This window comes from Actinomadura viridis (genome assembly GCF_015751755.1).
GTDB lineage: Bacteria > Actinomycetota > Actinomycetes > Streptosporangiales > Streptosporangiaceae > Spirillospora > Spirillospora viridis.
Window position 1 is genome coordinate 4,403,449 of the sequence record NZ_JADOUA010000001.1, and the last position, 13,757, is coordinate 4,417,205.

Consider the following 13,757-nt stretch of genomic DNA (forward strand, 5'->3'; position numbering starts at 1 on the left):
GCGCAGGGCCACGCCCGATCCGTATGGACACGACCTGGTCTCTTTCAGGCCGTCCGGTTCATCCCGCGCGGGTGGTCCTGCGGGACGGGCGGGCCGTCCGGAGCGGGCCGCAGCTTCCGCGGATCATCAGTTCGGCCGGAAGCAGCACCGGGCCGCCCCGGGTACGGCGGGTCCGGTCGCGCAGCAGCATCTCGCACGCGCGGTAGCCGATGTCGTGGGCGGGCCGGGCGATCGCGGTGAGGGGCGGGTCGCACAGCTCGGCCCACGGCACGTCGTCGACCATGGCGATGGAGATGTCGGCGGGGACGCGCAGGTCCAGCTCGCGGGCCACCATGACGGCGGCCTCGCCGGGCAGGTGCCCGGCGGCCAGGACGGCGGTGAGGTCGCCGCGCCGCTGCAGGAGGCCGGCCGCGGCGGCGTAGGCGCTGTCGCGCTCGGGCCGGGCGGCGACGATCAGGTCCTCCTCCACCGTCACGCCCAGGGCGCGCAGGGTGTCGCGGAAGGCGCTCTCCCGTACCTCGGCGGGGGCTCCCGGGGCGCCGGGGGCGGTGGCGCCGAGGAAGGCGATCCGGCGGTGGCCGAGGCCGACCAGGTACTCGGTGAGGGTGCGCACGCCGGCGCGGTCGTCGGCGAGGACGGCGGGGACGTCCTCCAGTCCGGGCGGCACCCGGTCGGCGAAGACGACGCTGGCCCCGATCCGGGCGGCGGCGCGCCAGGCGGCGGTGCCGCCCGCGGGGAGGGCGATGAGGCCGTCCACCCGCTGCTCGACGAGGCGGTCGACGATCTCGGCCTCCCGGCCGGGGTCGCCGTGCGCGGCGTCGACGATCACGTGCTCGCCGAGGGTGCGCGCGCACGCCAGCACCCCGGCCAGCAGTTCGGCGCAGAACGGGTCGGTGACGTCGGGGACGACCACGCCGATGCCGCCGCTGCGCCGCAGCTTCAGGCCGCGCCCCAGCGCGCTGGGCCGGTAGTCCAGGTCGCGGGCGGCGGCCAGGACGCGTTCACGGGTGCCGGCGCTGACCGAGCCGGTGCCCGAGAAGACCCGGGAGACGGTCGCGATGCCGACCCCGGCCGCCGCCGCCACGTCCTTGATCGTCGCCGTCCGCCGGTCCGCCACCGCCGCCCCCTTCCGCGCGCCCGGCGGACATCTTCTCACGTTCCCCATTCTCTGGAAACGTTTCCATGATGTTTACTCCAGCCACAAGTAAAACGCCCTGGTGGGCGGTCGGGCGTTGGAAACGTTTCCATCGAGAGGTGTGGGATGGCCAAGATCGTGCTGGAGCAGGTCGACAAGGTGTACGCCGGTGGCGTCAAGGCCGTGGACGGGCTCGACCTGGAGATCCGCGACGGCGAGTTCATGGTGCTGGTCGGGCCGTCGGGCTGCGGCAAGTCCACCGCGCTGCGGATGATCGCGGGCCTGGAGGAGATCTCCGACGGCAAGATCTCCATCGGCGAGCGGGTGGTGAACGACCTGGCGCCCAAGGACCGCGACATCGCCATGGTCTTCCAGAACTACGCCCTGTACCCGCACATGACGGTCGAGCAGAACCTGGCGTTCGGGCTGAAGCTGCGCGGCGTCTCCAAGGAGGACCGCGCCGCGAAGGTCCGCGAGGCCGCCAAGATGCTCGGCCTGGAGCAGTACCTGTCGCGCAAGCCCGCCGCGCTGTCGGGCGGCCAGCGGCAGCGGGTGGCGATGGGCCGCGCGATCGTCCGCGAGCCGCAGGCGTTCCTGATGGACGAGCCGCTGTCCAACCTGGACGCCAAGCTGCGCGTGTCGATGCGCGCCTCGCTCAGCCAGCTGCACGAGCGGCTCAAGGTCACCACCGTGTACGTCACCCACGACCAGGTCGAGGCGATGACCCTGGGCGACCGGGTCTGCGTGCTGCGGGAGGGCAAGCTGCAGCAGGTCGACACGCCGCAGCGGCTGTTCGACAACCCGGTCAACCTGTTCGTCGCCGGGTTCATCGGCTCCCCGGCGATGAACTTCGTCTCCGCCGAGCTGACGCGCGGCGACGGCGGCACGCAGGTCTCCTTCGCCGGCTTCACCCTGCCGGTGCCCGGCGAGCTGCTGGAGGCCAAGCCGGGCCTGGAGGGCTACCTCGGCCGTCCGGTCATCCTGGGGATCCGCCCGTCCGACTTCGAGGACGCCGCGCACGCCAAGCCGGACTGGGCGCCGCTGAGCGCCACCGCCAGCGTGACCGAGGAGCTGGGCAGCGAGATCAACGTCATCTTCACCATCGACGCCCCGCCGGTGGAGCACAAGGACACCGCGGACCTGGCCGAGGACGCCGCCGAGGGCGAGACCGAGATGGCGATCCCGCTGGTCGAGAACAAGGCGCTGTGGACCGCCCGGGTCAACGCCCGCTCGCACGTGCGGCCCGGCCAGGACATCGAGCTGGCCGTCGACACCCGCCGCCTGCACTTCTTCGACCCCGCCAGCGGCCTGTCCATCGGCCACGCGGACGCCGCGGCCGCCGGCACGCCCCTGAGCAAGTAGGGAACGGCCCGGCCCTGCCTGGACGGGCGCGGGCGGACGCCGACGGCCCCCGGGAACCCGATGACCGGGTTCCCGGGGGCCGTTCGCCGTACCCGCCCCCGCGCCCCTCAGGGCGCGGGGGTCGCGCCGTTCACTTGACCGAGCCGGCCAGCACGCCCTGCACGAAGTACCGCTGGAAGGCGAAGAACACCACCAGCGGGATGATCAGCGACAGGAACGCGCCGGGTGCCAGCACGTCGATGTTCCCGGTGAACTGCCGCATCTGCGACTGCAGCCACTTGGTCATCGGCTGCGAGTCGGTGTTGGAGAACACCAGCGAGACCAGCAGGTCGTTCCACACCCACAGGAACTGGAAGATCCCCAGCGAGGCGATCGCCGGGCCGCCCAGCGGGAAGATCACCCGGCGGAAGATCGTCCACTCCGACCCGCCGTCCATCCGCGCCGCCTCCAGCAGGTCGCGCGGGATCGCGGCGAAGAAGTTGCGCAGCAGGAAGATGGCGAACGGCAGCCCGAACGCCACGTGGAACAGCACCACGCCGGTGACCGACCCGAACATCTGGAAGCCGCCGAAGTCGATCCGCCCGTACAGCTTGGCGACCGGGATCAGCGCCACCTGGACCGGGACGACCAGCAGCGCCACCACCAGCAGGAACAGCCAGTCCCTGCCGGGGAACTCCATCCACGCGAAGGCGTAGGCGGCCAGCGAGGCGATGCCCACCACCAGCAGCGTGGCCGGAACCGTGATCATCACGGTGTTCCAGAACGAGTCGACGAAGTCGGGCTTGTCCAGGAGCGCCGTGTAGGCCTCGCCGGTCAGCTGGGACGGCGCGGTGAACACCTTCCACCATCCGCCGGCGCTGTTGTCCTCGTTGGAGCGCAGCGAGGCCATCAGCAGGCCGAAGGTGGGGACCAGCCAGAACAGCGCCACCAGGACCAGCAGTACCTGGGCGGCGCCGCCGCCGAGCCTTCCCACCAGCCGGGAGGCCAGGCCCCGCCTGGGCGCGCCGGTCACGCCCCCGCCGCCGCGGGCGGTCCCGCCCGCGGCGGCCGCGGTGGTGCCCGTGGCCGTGTCCTCGGCCCCGCTCCCTCCCGGGCCGGTGGCCGTGTCCTGCGCGCTCATGACCGCTCCTGCCGAAGACGCCGGATGTTGAACAGCATGGCGGGCACGACCAGCAGGAACAGCAGCACCGCGATCGCGCTGCCGGCGCCCTGGTCGTTGCCGCCGCCGAACGACTCGGTCCACATCGACAACGCCAGCACGCTGGCGTCCGGATCGCCGCCGCCGATGATGAACACCAGGTCGAACACCTTCAGGACGTTGATGACCAGGGTCACCAGCACGACCATCAGGACCGGTGCCAGCAGCGGGATCGTCACCCGCCGGAACACCTGCCATTCGGTCGCGCCGTCCACCCGTGCGGCCTCCAGCGCGTCCCGGGGTATCGCGGCGAGCCCGGCGGCGATCAGGACCATCGCGAAGCCCGCCCACACCCACAGGTAGGACGCGATGATGGCGGGTGTGATCAGGGTGCCGCCGAGCCATTCCGCGCCGCCGTAGGAGGCGGTGAAGTTGTCCTGCGGCAGCCGGACGGTGAACGTTCCCGAGGGCAGGCCGCCGATGGTGAACGTCCCGTCCGGCCGGGTGGTGGCCTCACCGGCCACCTTGCCGTCCCTTACCGCCTCGACCTTGACGCCGGGCAGGCCCGATTCACCGGGGTTGGGCTGGTTGAGGGTGCCGCCGCCACCGCGTGTGAAGTCGAACCACACGGTGCCGGTCAGCTGCCCGGCCTTGGCCGCGGGCGGGGCGGCGGCCGGCTTGGCGTCCGCGGGCAGGTCCTCGGGCTTGACCCGCACGAGCGGGAGCAGGGCGCTCTGCCCCGCCCCGACCGGTGCGGTGCCGACGACGGCGCCGCCCTCGGCCCGCACCGGCTGGCCGTCGCCGTTGCGGGGACCCGCGCCGGGATAGCTCGCGCCGCCGGCGAAGGTGTCGTGGACGGCGACCATCGCGGCGTTGGCCACGCCCTTGTCGGGGTCCTGCTCGTAGACCAGCCGGAAGATCACGCCGGAGGCGAGGAAAGAGATCGCCATCGGCATGAACACCACCAGCTTGAACACGGTGGCCCAGCGGATCCGCTCGGTGAGCACGGCGAACACCAGGCCGACGATGGTCACCAGGGTCGGTGCCACCACCACCCAGATCGCGGTGTTGCGCACCGACACCAGGTTGTCATGCCCCTGGAAGATCCCTATGTAGTTGTCGAGCCCGACGAACCCGCTGCCGTCAGCGTCGAAGAAGCTGCGGATCACCGAGTAGACGATCGGATATACCACCAGGAACCCGAGCAGCAGCAGCGCCGGGAGCAGGAACGTCAGCGCCAGCCAGGACGGCGGGGTGAGCCCGTCGCGCCCGGCCTTGCCGCCCTTGCCCTTCGTCGCCGCGGCGGCGGCGCCGCCGGCCTGTCCGGCCGGCGGCACCCCGCCCTCGGGCACCTCGTCGCCGGGCGCCACGCCTTTGGGCGCCTCGTCGTGCGGAGCCTTCAATTGGGATCCCTAGCTCTTGTAAGCCTTCGCGGCCTCGGCCTCGAGCTTCTCCTGCGTGCCCTTGACGTCGTCGGGCTTCTGCACGAATCCGCGCAGCGCCTCCCACATGCCCTTGCCGGGCGTGCCACCGAACGCGGCCGGGGTCAGGTCCGACAGGTCATAGCGGGCCGCGTCGCCGGCCTTCTGCAGCTGGGCGATCAGCTCCTTGGCCACCGGGTCGGAGTAGGCGTCGGGCGCGACGCCCTTGTTCGGGGACAGGTAGCCGCCGAGCCCGGCCCAGGTCTTGCCGGCCTCGGGCGAGGCCAGGAACTTCATCAGCTCCATGGCGCCCTTGCCCTCCTTCAGCGCGACCGCGATGTCGCCGCCGAGCATCGCCGGGGTGGTGTCGCCGGCCTTGGGGAAGGCGAACACCTTGGCGTCGGTGCCGACCTTGGCCTTGGTGGTGCCGATGTTGGCGGCGGCGAAGTCACCGCCGTACACCATCGCGGCCTTGTCCTGGCCGAACACCTCGGTCACCGACCCGTCGAACTTGGTCTTGGTGGCCTGGGAGACACCGCCGGCGAGCAGGTCGGGCTTGCCCCAGATCTCGGCCAGGGTCTCCAGCGCCTTGCCGACGCTCGGGTCGGTCCACTTGATCTCGTGCTTGGCCAGCTGGTCGTACTTCTCCGGCCCGGCCTGGGACAGGTAGACGTTCTCGAACCAGTCGGTGAGGGTCCAGGCGTCCTGCGGGCCGGCCGCCAGGGTGAACGGGGTGGTGCCCGCGTCCCGCACGGTGCCGGCGGCCTTCACCAGGTCCGCCCAGGTCGCCGGGGGCTGCACGCCCGCGTCGGAGAACACCTGCGGCCGGTACCACATGATGGACTTGTAGGCGGCCTTGATCAGCACGCCGTAGGTCTTGCCCTCGGCCGACCCCAGGTCCTTCCAGTACGGCGAGAAGTTCTGCTCGACCTGCTGGACCACGTCCTGGCCCAGCGGCTTGAGCGACCCCTTCGCCGCGTACTGCTGCATCAGCCCGGGCTGCGGCAGGATCGCCACGTCCGGCGGCTGGTTGGCCTGCAGGCGCGGGCCGAGGTAGGCGTCGGTGTTCTCGCCGGTGGAGGCGTAGGTGACGGTCGCGCCGGTCTTCTTCTCGAACTCCTTGAGGACCTTGCGGAAGTTGGCCTCCTCCGGACCGGTCCACTTGGCCGCGACCTCGACCTTCACGCCCTTGAGCGGGCCGTCGCCGCCGGCGGTCGCCTCGCCCCCGCCGTCGCCGCCGCCGCACGCGGCGGCCGACAGCAGCAGCCCCGCCGCGACGGCGGCGCCCGCCGTACGGCGCCCCGGCCCGCGGCCGCGGGCCGCGTCCCGGTTCATCACTCGCCAGCTGAGCCTCATGCCTCATCCTTCCTGGGCGACGCGTCATCGTCTGATCCCCAGATCGACGCGCCGGTCTCGATATCGAAGAAGTGCAGGCGCCCGGTGTCGACGTGGATCTCCACCGGGTCGCCCACCTTCACGCGGGTGCGCGGGCTGAACCGCGCCACCAGGTCCGTGCGCGGCGTGTCGCCGCCGTCCAGGGCGCCGAGGACGTCGGTGCCGGCGTCGCGCGCCAGCTCCTTGGTGTCCTCGGTGACGACCTGCGGGGCCTCGAGCGCGAAGTGCACGAGCACGTCCGAGCCCATCGCCTCGACCAGCTCGACGGTGGAGGTGAGCCGCGCCCCGTCCTCGGCCTCCACCAGTTCGGCGTCCTCCATGTCCTCGGGGCGGATGCCGACCGCCACCCGGTCGCCGAACCGCGAGCGCAGTCCGGGCCGTTCGGCCAGGACGCCGGCGGGCAGCGTGAGGGTGTGGCCGCCGATCTCCAGGCGCGGCGCCTCGGCGTCCCCGGCCAGCGTCCCCTGGATCAGGTTCATGGCGGGTGAGCCGATGAACCCTGCCACGAACAGGTTGGCGGGCCGGTCGTAGAGCTCCTGCGGGGGCGCGACCTGCTGGAGCTCGCCCTTCTTCATCACCGCGACCCGGTCGCCGAGGGTCATCGCCTCGGTCTGGTCGTGGGTGACGTAGATGGTGGTGACGCCCAGGTCCCGCTGGATGCGGGCGATCTCGGCGCGCATCTGCACGCGCAGCTTGGCGTCCAGGTTGGACAGCGGCTCGTCCATCAGGAACGCCTGCGGCTCGCGGACGATCGCGCGGCCCATCGCCACCCGCTGCCGCTGGCCGCCCGACAGGTTGCGCGGCTTGCGGTCCAGGTGGTCGTTGAGGCCGAGGATCCCCGCGGCCTTCTCGACCTTCTCCCGGATCTCGCTCTTGGGCAGCCGGCGCAGCGACAGGCCGAATCCGATGTTGTCGCGCACCGACAGGTGGGGGTAGAGCGCGTAGCTCTGGAAGACCATCGCCACGTCACGGTCGCGCGCCGGGACGCGGTTGACCACGCGTTCTCCGATCGTGACCTCGCCCTCGGAGATCTCCTCCAGCCCGGCGACCATCCGCAGGGCGGTGGTCTTGCCGCATCCCGAGGGCCCGACCAGGACCAGGAACTCCCCGTCGGCGATGGACAGGTTCAGGTCGGTCACAGCCCGGGTCCCGTCGGGATAGACCTTCCCGACGCTGGTCAGGGCGACCTCTGCCACGGCGTCTCCTCTTCATTCCGACACAGCGCCGGGGCCGGCACATGCCGAGCCGCGGGCCCGACCCGCGCCCGCAACCTGTGGAACATGTGCTCGTAACCCCGGCGGAACAATGCCTAGATAGTCGTGGTGGCACCGGCGGGCCGCAATACGGTTCGTCAGTAACGCGATCATTTGGTGTGCATATCGTTATGTGTCACGACATAACAACGGGAACGCCCACGAGACGGGCATAGCGTGCCCCGTCTCGCGGGCGTTCCGCGCCATCACCGGTACGACCAGCGATGATCATCTATCCGCGGGCGCCGGCCGGCGTCCCCGGGCTCCTCGCTCGGCGTCCGCTGATCATCACTGGACGATCGTCAGCTCACGGACGGTGAGGTTCATCCGCTCGAATCCGGTCTCGGTGCACACCACGATGTCCTCAATACGGGCACCATGGGCACCGGGGTAGATACCGGGCTCGACCGAGAAGGCCATTCCCGGCTCCAGCGGCTCGGTGTTGCCCGCCACGATGTAGGGGTCCTCGTGCGACTCCAGCCCGATGCCGTGGCCGGTGCGGTGGAAGAAGTGCTCGCCGTACCCGGCCGCCGCGATGATGTCGCGGGCCGCCGCGTCCACCTCCTCGGGCGTCACCCCGGGCCGTACCGCCTGGCAGGACGCCTCCTGCGCCTCGCGCAGCACCTCGTAGTAGGCGAGGTAGTCGTCGGGGGCGGGACCCACGCAGTAGTTGCGGGTGGAGTCGGAGCAGTAGCCGCTGGGCATCGTCCCGCCGATGTCGACCACCACCGGCTCGCCGGGGTGGATCACGCGGTCGGTCGGCTCGGCGTGCGGGTTCGCGCCGTTGGGCCCGGACCCGACGATGACGAAGTCGACCACGGCGTGCCCCTCGGCGATGATCGCGTCGGCGATGTCCCGGGCCACCTCGCGCTCGGTGCGGCCCGGCCGCAGGTACCCCGGCACCCGGCGGTGCACCCGGTCGATCGCCGCGCCCGCCTCCAGCAGCGCGGCGACCTCGGCGGCGCTCTTGCGCATCCGCAGCTCCCGCATCACGGTGCCGGCCGCGACCTGCTCGGCGCCCGGCAGGGCGGCCCGGAACCGCAGCGCCATCGACGCCCACATCCGGTCGGCCACCGCGACCTTCTCCAGGCCGCGCGGCAGCCGCCGCGCCACCAGCGCGAACGGGTCGTCGGTCTCGTCCCAGGGCACCAGTTCCACGCCGAGCCCGCCGGCGGGCGACTCCCGCGCCGCCGGCAGTTCCAGGCGCGGCACCACCAGGAACGCCTCGCCGGAGACGGGGACCACCAGGCAGGTCAGCCGTTCCAGCTGCATGGCGTCGTAGCCGGTGACGTAGCGCAGGTCCGGTCCGGGTGTCAGCAGCAGGGCGCCCAGGCCCGCGCGCCCGGCCGCCTCCCGCACCCGCGCCAGCCGCTCGCGCGGATACAACTCCGTCGTCACATCCGATTCCATAGCGGTCGCGGCGGTCCGCCCGGTGGCGGGCCACCGCTTCCTCCCCTCATATCGGTCAAGGCCCTGGACATCCTTCGGGTACATCCTGGCGCCGCGCGGGTCCCCGGGGCGACCCCGGCCCGGACCGCCGTGCCCGCGGGCGCCCGTACCGGCGCCCGTACCGGCACTCCCGGCACCCGTACCGGCGTCCCCACCGGGCCGGTGGCGTTCCGGGCACGGATTGACGGTGTGGCGTGCGACGATGTGGGACATGAGCGGGCTCATGCTGCTGGACACGCCGTCGTTGTACTTCCGCGCCTTCTTCGGGGTGCCCGAATCGGTGACCGCCCCGGACGGGACCCCGGTCAACGCGGTGCGCGGGCTGATCGACATGATCGCGCGGCTGGTCCAGGACCGCCGCCCGGACCGGCTGGTGTGCTGCATGGACGCCGACTGGCGGCCGGCCTTCCGGGTCGAGGCGCTGCCGTCGTACAAGGCCCACCGGGTGGCCGACGACGGCGGCGACCAGACGCCCGACGCCCTGGCCGCGCAGCTGCCGGTCATCGACGCGGTGCTGGAGGCGTTCGGGCTGGCCCGCGCGGGCGTGGCGGGGTACGAGGCCGACGACGTCATCGGCACCCTGGCGGTGCGCGGCGCCGCCGCGGGCCCGGTGGACGTCGTGACCGGTGACCGCGACCTGTTCCAGCTCGTGGACGAGCGGGGCCCGGTGCAGGTCCTCTACACCGCCCGGGGCATCCGCAACCTGCAGGTGATGGGTGAGAAGGAGGTCGCCGCCAAGTACGGGATCCCCGGCCGCGGCTACGCCGACTACGCCACCCTGCGCGGCGACCCCAGCGACGGGCTGCCGGGGGTGCCGGGGGTGGGCGACAAGACCGCCGCCGCGCTGCTGACCCGGTTCGGCTCGCTGGAGGGCATCCTGGCCGCTCTGGAGGCGGGGACGGCCGAGGGCTTCCCGGCCGGGGCCCGCCGCCGGCTGGAGGCCGCGCACGACTACCTCGCGGCGGCCGAGAAGGTGGTGCGGGTGGTCACCGACATCGACGACCCGGCGGTAAGCGGCCTCGACGACCGGCTGCCCGAGCGGCCGCGGGACCCGGAGGCGCTGGTGGAGCTGGCCGACCGCTGGGGCCTGTCCGGCCCGGTGAACCGGCTGCTGAACGCGCTGGCCCGGCCCTGAGACCCCTGGCGGCCGCCGCCGGTCCCCCGTACCGCCCGCGGCGCCCGCCGGGGGCGTCCGCGCCGGGGACGGGCACGCCGTGCGCCTTGACCGCGAATCTGACTCCGCGGAAAGGGCGGGGCTCCCAATGTGGCGGATGACGCAGACAGGCCCTGCCGGGGCGGAGCACGATCGCGTTCAGGGACGGGTTCCCCGAGGAGACGCGGAGAGCAGGAGATCGCATGGCCGCCGGACAGCCAGGGCCTCGCCCCGGGCGGTGTCCGGGAGGCCTGCGCACGAGCGGGCCGGTGCCCGCGGCACTGGGCCTTGACGCCCCACTCCCCCCATTTGCCGCGGGCACCGGCTCACCTTCCCCCGGGCCGCCGCATGCGCGGCCCGGACACCCGGCGGAGCCGGTCACGCACCGGCCCGCGCGCCCTCCCGCGCGGGGGGCCGAGGAAACGGATCGACCGTGACGGAAAGGACCGTGCATCACGAGGGCGTCCCGGCCGGACGCTGGGACGGCTTCTGGGACGCCCTGGACGAGGCGCAGCGGGCCGCGCTGCGCCGGTCGTCACACCCGCGCCTGTACCCGGCCAGGAGGCCGCTGTGCCATCAGGGCGAGGAGTCCGACCACATCATCATCATCGAGGACGGCTGGGCCAAGGTCACCTCCGCGACCGAGGACGGGCACGACGTGGTGCTGGCCGTGCGCGGGCCGGGCGACCTGGTCTGCGAGAGCGCGGTGCTGGGCAGCCGGGAGCGGTCGGCGACCGTGACCGCGCTGTGCCCGGTCCGGGCGCTGGTGGTGCCGGCCGCCCGCTTCACCGCGTTCCTGGACGCCCACGCGATGGTGTGGCGGCTGGTCAGCGGCACGTTCGTGCGGCGGATCGACGACGCCGACCAGCGGCTGCAGGCGCATGTGGCGGCCAAGGGCGCGCAGCGGCTGGCGCTGCTGCTGGCGAACCTGGCCGAGCTGTCGGCCCGGCACGCCCGGCCGGCGCCCGACGGGAGCGTCGAGATCGCCCCGCCGCTGTCCCAGGAGGAGCTGGGCAGCTGGATGGACGCCTCGCGCGAGACGGTCGCCCGCGCGCTCAACACCCTGCGGCGGCGCGGGCTGGTGCGCACCGGCTGGCGCCGGATCACGGTGGTGGACCTGCCCGGCCTGCGCGCGTACGCCCAGGGGCGCCCGGCACCCTGATACCGCGATGATCACGCTTGGATCCCGCGATGATCACGGCCGGGCGCGCCGCGGGCGAGGTCAGCGGCGGCCGGCGCGGCGGCGCGACCAGCCGCGGGAGCGCCAGTCGGTGCCGGTCCCGACGCCCGCCAGGTGCAGCGCGATCAGGAGCAGCCCCACGGTGACCAGCGTCTGGTAGTCGAAGGGGTCGGAGGCGACGTCGGCCAGGTCGAACAACAGCGCGAGACCGAAGACGGCCGCGGCGGCGAGCGCGAGCATGAAGACCTCCCTGAAATGGCGTGTCCCCCGATCCGCCTGCGCGATGCCCGCCTTGTCGTCGATCAAACCGGACGTCCCTTTTTGCGCCGATAAACCGTATGCGCTGGGACGGCCGTTACCGCTACGGTCGTTCCGTCCGAACGGGAGGGGAAAGTGCCCAGACTCAATCAGATCATCGCCGTGGAGAAGGGCGTCAAGGCCAAGTCGCTGCGCGAGCTGACCGACGCCCACCACCAGGTGCAGAAGCAGCCGCTGCTCTCGGGCATCTCCCGCAGCTACCAGCCCAAGGACGAGGACGGCGAGCAGCTGCCGCCGGAGTCGACCCGGGTGCAGGTCAAGGCCGAGGAGGTGCTGCGGCAGACCGCCGCGACCCTCACCCGCCTGTTCGACGTGACCGCGACCAAGGACTGGACCAACTGCGTCGCCCGCGCCGACGTCACCGTGGACGGCCGGACGCTCCTGCGCGAGGTGCCGGTGACCTACCTGCTGTTCCTGGAGAAGCAGCTGGTGGACCTGCACACGTTCGTCAAGAAGCTGCCGGTGCTGGACGCCGCGGAGTCGTGGACGTTCGACGGCTCCAGCGACAGCTGGAAGACCGACCCGGTGCGCACGGTCAAGACCAAGAAGGTGCCCTTCAACCACGTCAAGGCGGAGGCGACCGACAAGCACCCGGCGCAGGTGGAGGTGTTCTACGAGGACGTCGCGGTGGGGTACTGGACCACCGTGAAGTTCTCCGGGGCGCTGCCCGCGCGGCGGGTGAACGAGCTGCTGGACCGCATCGACAAGCTCCAGCAGGCGGTCAAGTTCGCCCGCGAGGAGGCCAACGGCACCGAGGTCGACGAGCGGAACGTCGGCGAGGTGGTCTTCGGCTACCTGTTCGGCTAGAGTCCCAGACTCCCCCGTGTGGAGCGCGGGGGCGCGCCTCATAAAGGCGCGAAGCTGAAGCTGAGACGTCAGACTGAACCACGCGGTGTCAGTGGGGGTTCGAATCCCTCCCCCGGTACCTCGGACCGGGGTGGCCCAAGAGGAAGAGGCAGCCGTGACCAAGCTCAGGCTCTCGCTCCAGATTCAGCATCCACCGCCGATCGCCGGATCGCCCGGATACGGACGTTGATCGCCGGGTTGCCGGTTCAACTCCGGCTCGCGCCTCTCCCTGGCGCGGTAGCTCAACCGTAGAGCACGGCGACATGAGGACTGATCCGTACCCTTAAAAGTGCCGGCGTTCCATTCAGGCGGTCCCAGGGGCCCGGAGGCGGGGAAAGCCTCCGGGCTCCACCAATCGCGGCCCCCGGCACACCGTGCCCGGGGTGCCGTCCCCAGGGGCGCCGCGCCCCTGGGCTGCCGTTCCCTGGGCGCCGAGCCCGTGCCGGACGAGGAGGGGCGATGACCGGGAAGGCGCGGCCGAGGGGCGAGCCGCTCGCCGTCGATGAGGAGGGCGGCGCGCTGACGGACTTTCACCGGGCCTCCGGCCGCCCGGCCTGGACCGAACGTCCGGTTCCTCCCGGCGGCACGTGGGACGTCGAGGCGGACGGGCCGCTGACGGCCGCGCTGGTGGCGGTGTGGCGGGAGGACCGGCTGCTGATGGTCCTCGACCGGTACCGCGGGCGCTGGGAACTGCCCGGAGGGATGATCGACCCCGGGGAGAGCCCGCGGGAGGCGGCCGTGCGGGAGCTGCGGGAGGAGACCGGCCTGGTGGCGGCCCGGGTGTCGGCGGCCGGTCACGCCCGGTTCGTCCTGGGCCCGGAACGGCGGGTGGAGTACGCCGCGCTCTTCACCGCCGCGCTTCCCGCCACGGTGGTCGATGACGCCGCCTGCGTCGCGGCCTTCGCTGCGAACGAGGAGATCGCGGCGCTCGGCTGGTGGGGGGCCGCCCGTCCCCTGGAGGGCAGGGTGCAGCCGTTGGACCTGGCGCTGGGTCGCCTGGCGCGGGGGTTGCCGCCGGCGGGCTGAGCCGTCCGTCCGTTGGGGCGGTTCGGGCCCGGCGCCGCGGATCGGCGCCCGCCGGCGGCGGGCTGTCTCCGGGTGGCGGGC

General features: G+C 72.6%; 12 protein-coding genes. 5 read left to right on the forward strand and 7 right to left on the reverse strand.

Annotated features, from left to right (window positions below; translation table 11 throughout):
• Positions 1 to 58: 58 nt before the first annotated feature.
• Positions 59 to 1,156, reverse strand: coding sequence for a LacI family DNA-binding transcriptional regulator (locus IW256_RS20425; RefSeq protein WP_307828970.1), 1,098 nt, complete (start codon positions 1,154 to 1,156; stop codon positions 59 to 61).
• Between the two features lie 105 nt (positions 1,157 to 1,261).
• Here IW256_RS20425 and IW256_RS20430 point away from each other — a divergent pair, with 105 nt between their 5' ends.
• Positions 1,262 to 2,497, forward strand: coding sequence for an ABC transporter ATP-binding protein (locus IW256_RS20430; protein WP_197012519.1), 1,236 nt, complete (start codon positions 1,262 to 1,264; stop codon positions 2,495 to 2,497).
• Positions 2,498 to 2,627: 130 nt separating this feature from the next.
• On the opposite strand, the gene IW256_RS20435 is transcribed toward IW256_RS20430, so the two are convergent.
• The 5 genes from IW256_RS20435 to IW256_RS20455 all read right to left on the reverse strand — a co-directional run bounded on the left by IW256_RS20435 (position 2,628) and on the right by IW256_RS20455 (position 9,102).
• Positions 2,628 to 3,617 carry a carbohydrate ABC transporter permease gene (locus IW256_RS20435; protein WP_197012520.1) on the reverse strand — a complete coding sequence of 330 codons (990 nt, stop codon included), beginning with the start codon at positions 3,615 to 3,617 and terminating at the stop codon, positions 2,628 to 2,630.
• Complete coding sequence (locus IW256_RS20440) at positions 3,614 to 5,005, reverse strand: ABC transporter permease subunit (protein ID WP_420535454.1); 1,392 nt, start codon at positions 5,003 to 5,005, stop codon at positions 3,614 to 3,616. The genes IW256_RS20435 and IW256_RS20440 overlap by 4 nt, the downstream gene beginning before the upstream one ends.
• 42 nt (positions 5,006 to 5,047) lie before the next feature.
• Entirely contained in the window at positions 5,048 to 6,412 is a 1,365-nt protein-coding gene (locus IW256_RS20445; RefSeq protein WP_231403856.1) for an ABC transporter substrate-binding protein, read from the reverse strand.
• On the reverse strand, positions 6,409 to 7,647 hold the full coding sequence (locus IW256_RS20450) for an ABC transporter ATP-binding protein (protein ID WP_197012522.1): 1,239 nt from the start codon (positions 7,645 to 7,647) through the stop codon (positions 6,409 to 6,411). Before IW256_RS20450 ends, IW256_RS20445 begins: the two co-directional genes overlap by 4 nt.
• Before the next feature lie 345 nt (positions 7,648 to 7,992).
• A complete protein-coding gene (locus tag IW256_RS20455; RefSeq protein WP_307828971.1) occupies positions 7,993 to 9,102 on the reverse strand; it encodes a M24 family metallopeptidase in 1,110 nt (369 codons plus the stop codon).
• Positions 9,103 to 9,364: 262 nt separating this feature from the next.
• Between IW256_RS20455 and IW256_RS20460 the strand changes: the two genes are divergently transcribed.
• Both IW256_RS20460 and IW256_RS20465 read left to right on the forward strand, forming a co-directional pair.
• A complete protein-coding gene (locus IW256_RS20460) occupies positions 9,365 to 10,288 on the forward strand; it encodes a 5'-3' exonuclease (RefSeq protein ID WP_197012524.1) in 924 nt (307 codons plus the stop codon).
• Between the two features lie 451 nt (positions 10,289 to 10,739).
• Entirely contained in the window at positions 10,740 to 11,468 is a 729-nt protein-coding gene (locus tag IW256_RS20465) for a Crp/Fnr family transcriptional regulator (protein ID WP_307828972.1), read from the forward strand.
• Positions 11,469 to 11,528: 60 nt separating this feature from the next.
• Here the strand turns inward: IW256_RS20465 and IW256_RS20470 are convergent, their stop codons facing one another.
• A complete protein-coding gene (locus IW256_RS20470; RefSeq protein ID WP_231403857.1) occupies positions 11,529 to 11,792 on the reverse strand; it encodes a hypothetical protein in 264 nt (87 codons plus the stop codon).
• Positions 11,793 to 11,879: 87 nt separating this feature from the next.
• Here IW256_RS20470 and IW256_RS20475 point away from each other — a divergent pair, with 87 nt between their 5' ends.
• Together IW256_RS20475 and IW256_RS41285 are read left to right on the forward strand one after the other, a co-directional pair.
• The gene (locus tag IW256_RS20475) at positions 11,880 to 12,611 is read left to right on the forward strand and encodes a DUF7873 family protein (RefSeq protein ID WP_197012525.1); all 732 of its coding nucleotides are present in this window, start codon (positions 11,880 to 11,882) and stop codon (positions 12,609 to 12,611) included.
• Between the two features lie 498 nt (positions 12,612 to 13,109).
• The gene (locus IW256_RS41285; RefSeq protein ID WP_231403858.1) at positions 13,110 to 13,676 is read left to right on the forward strand and encodes an NUDIX hydrolase; all 567 of its coding nucleotides are present in this window, start codon (positions 13,110 to 13,112) and stop codon (positions 13,674 to 13,676) included.
• The last annotated feature ends 81 nt before the right edge of the window (positions 13,677 to 13,757 follow it).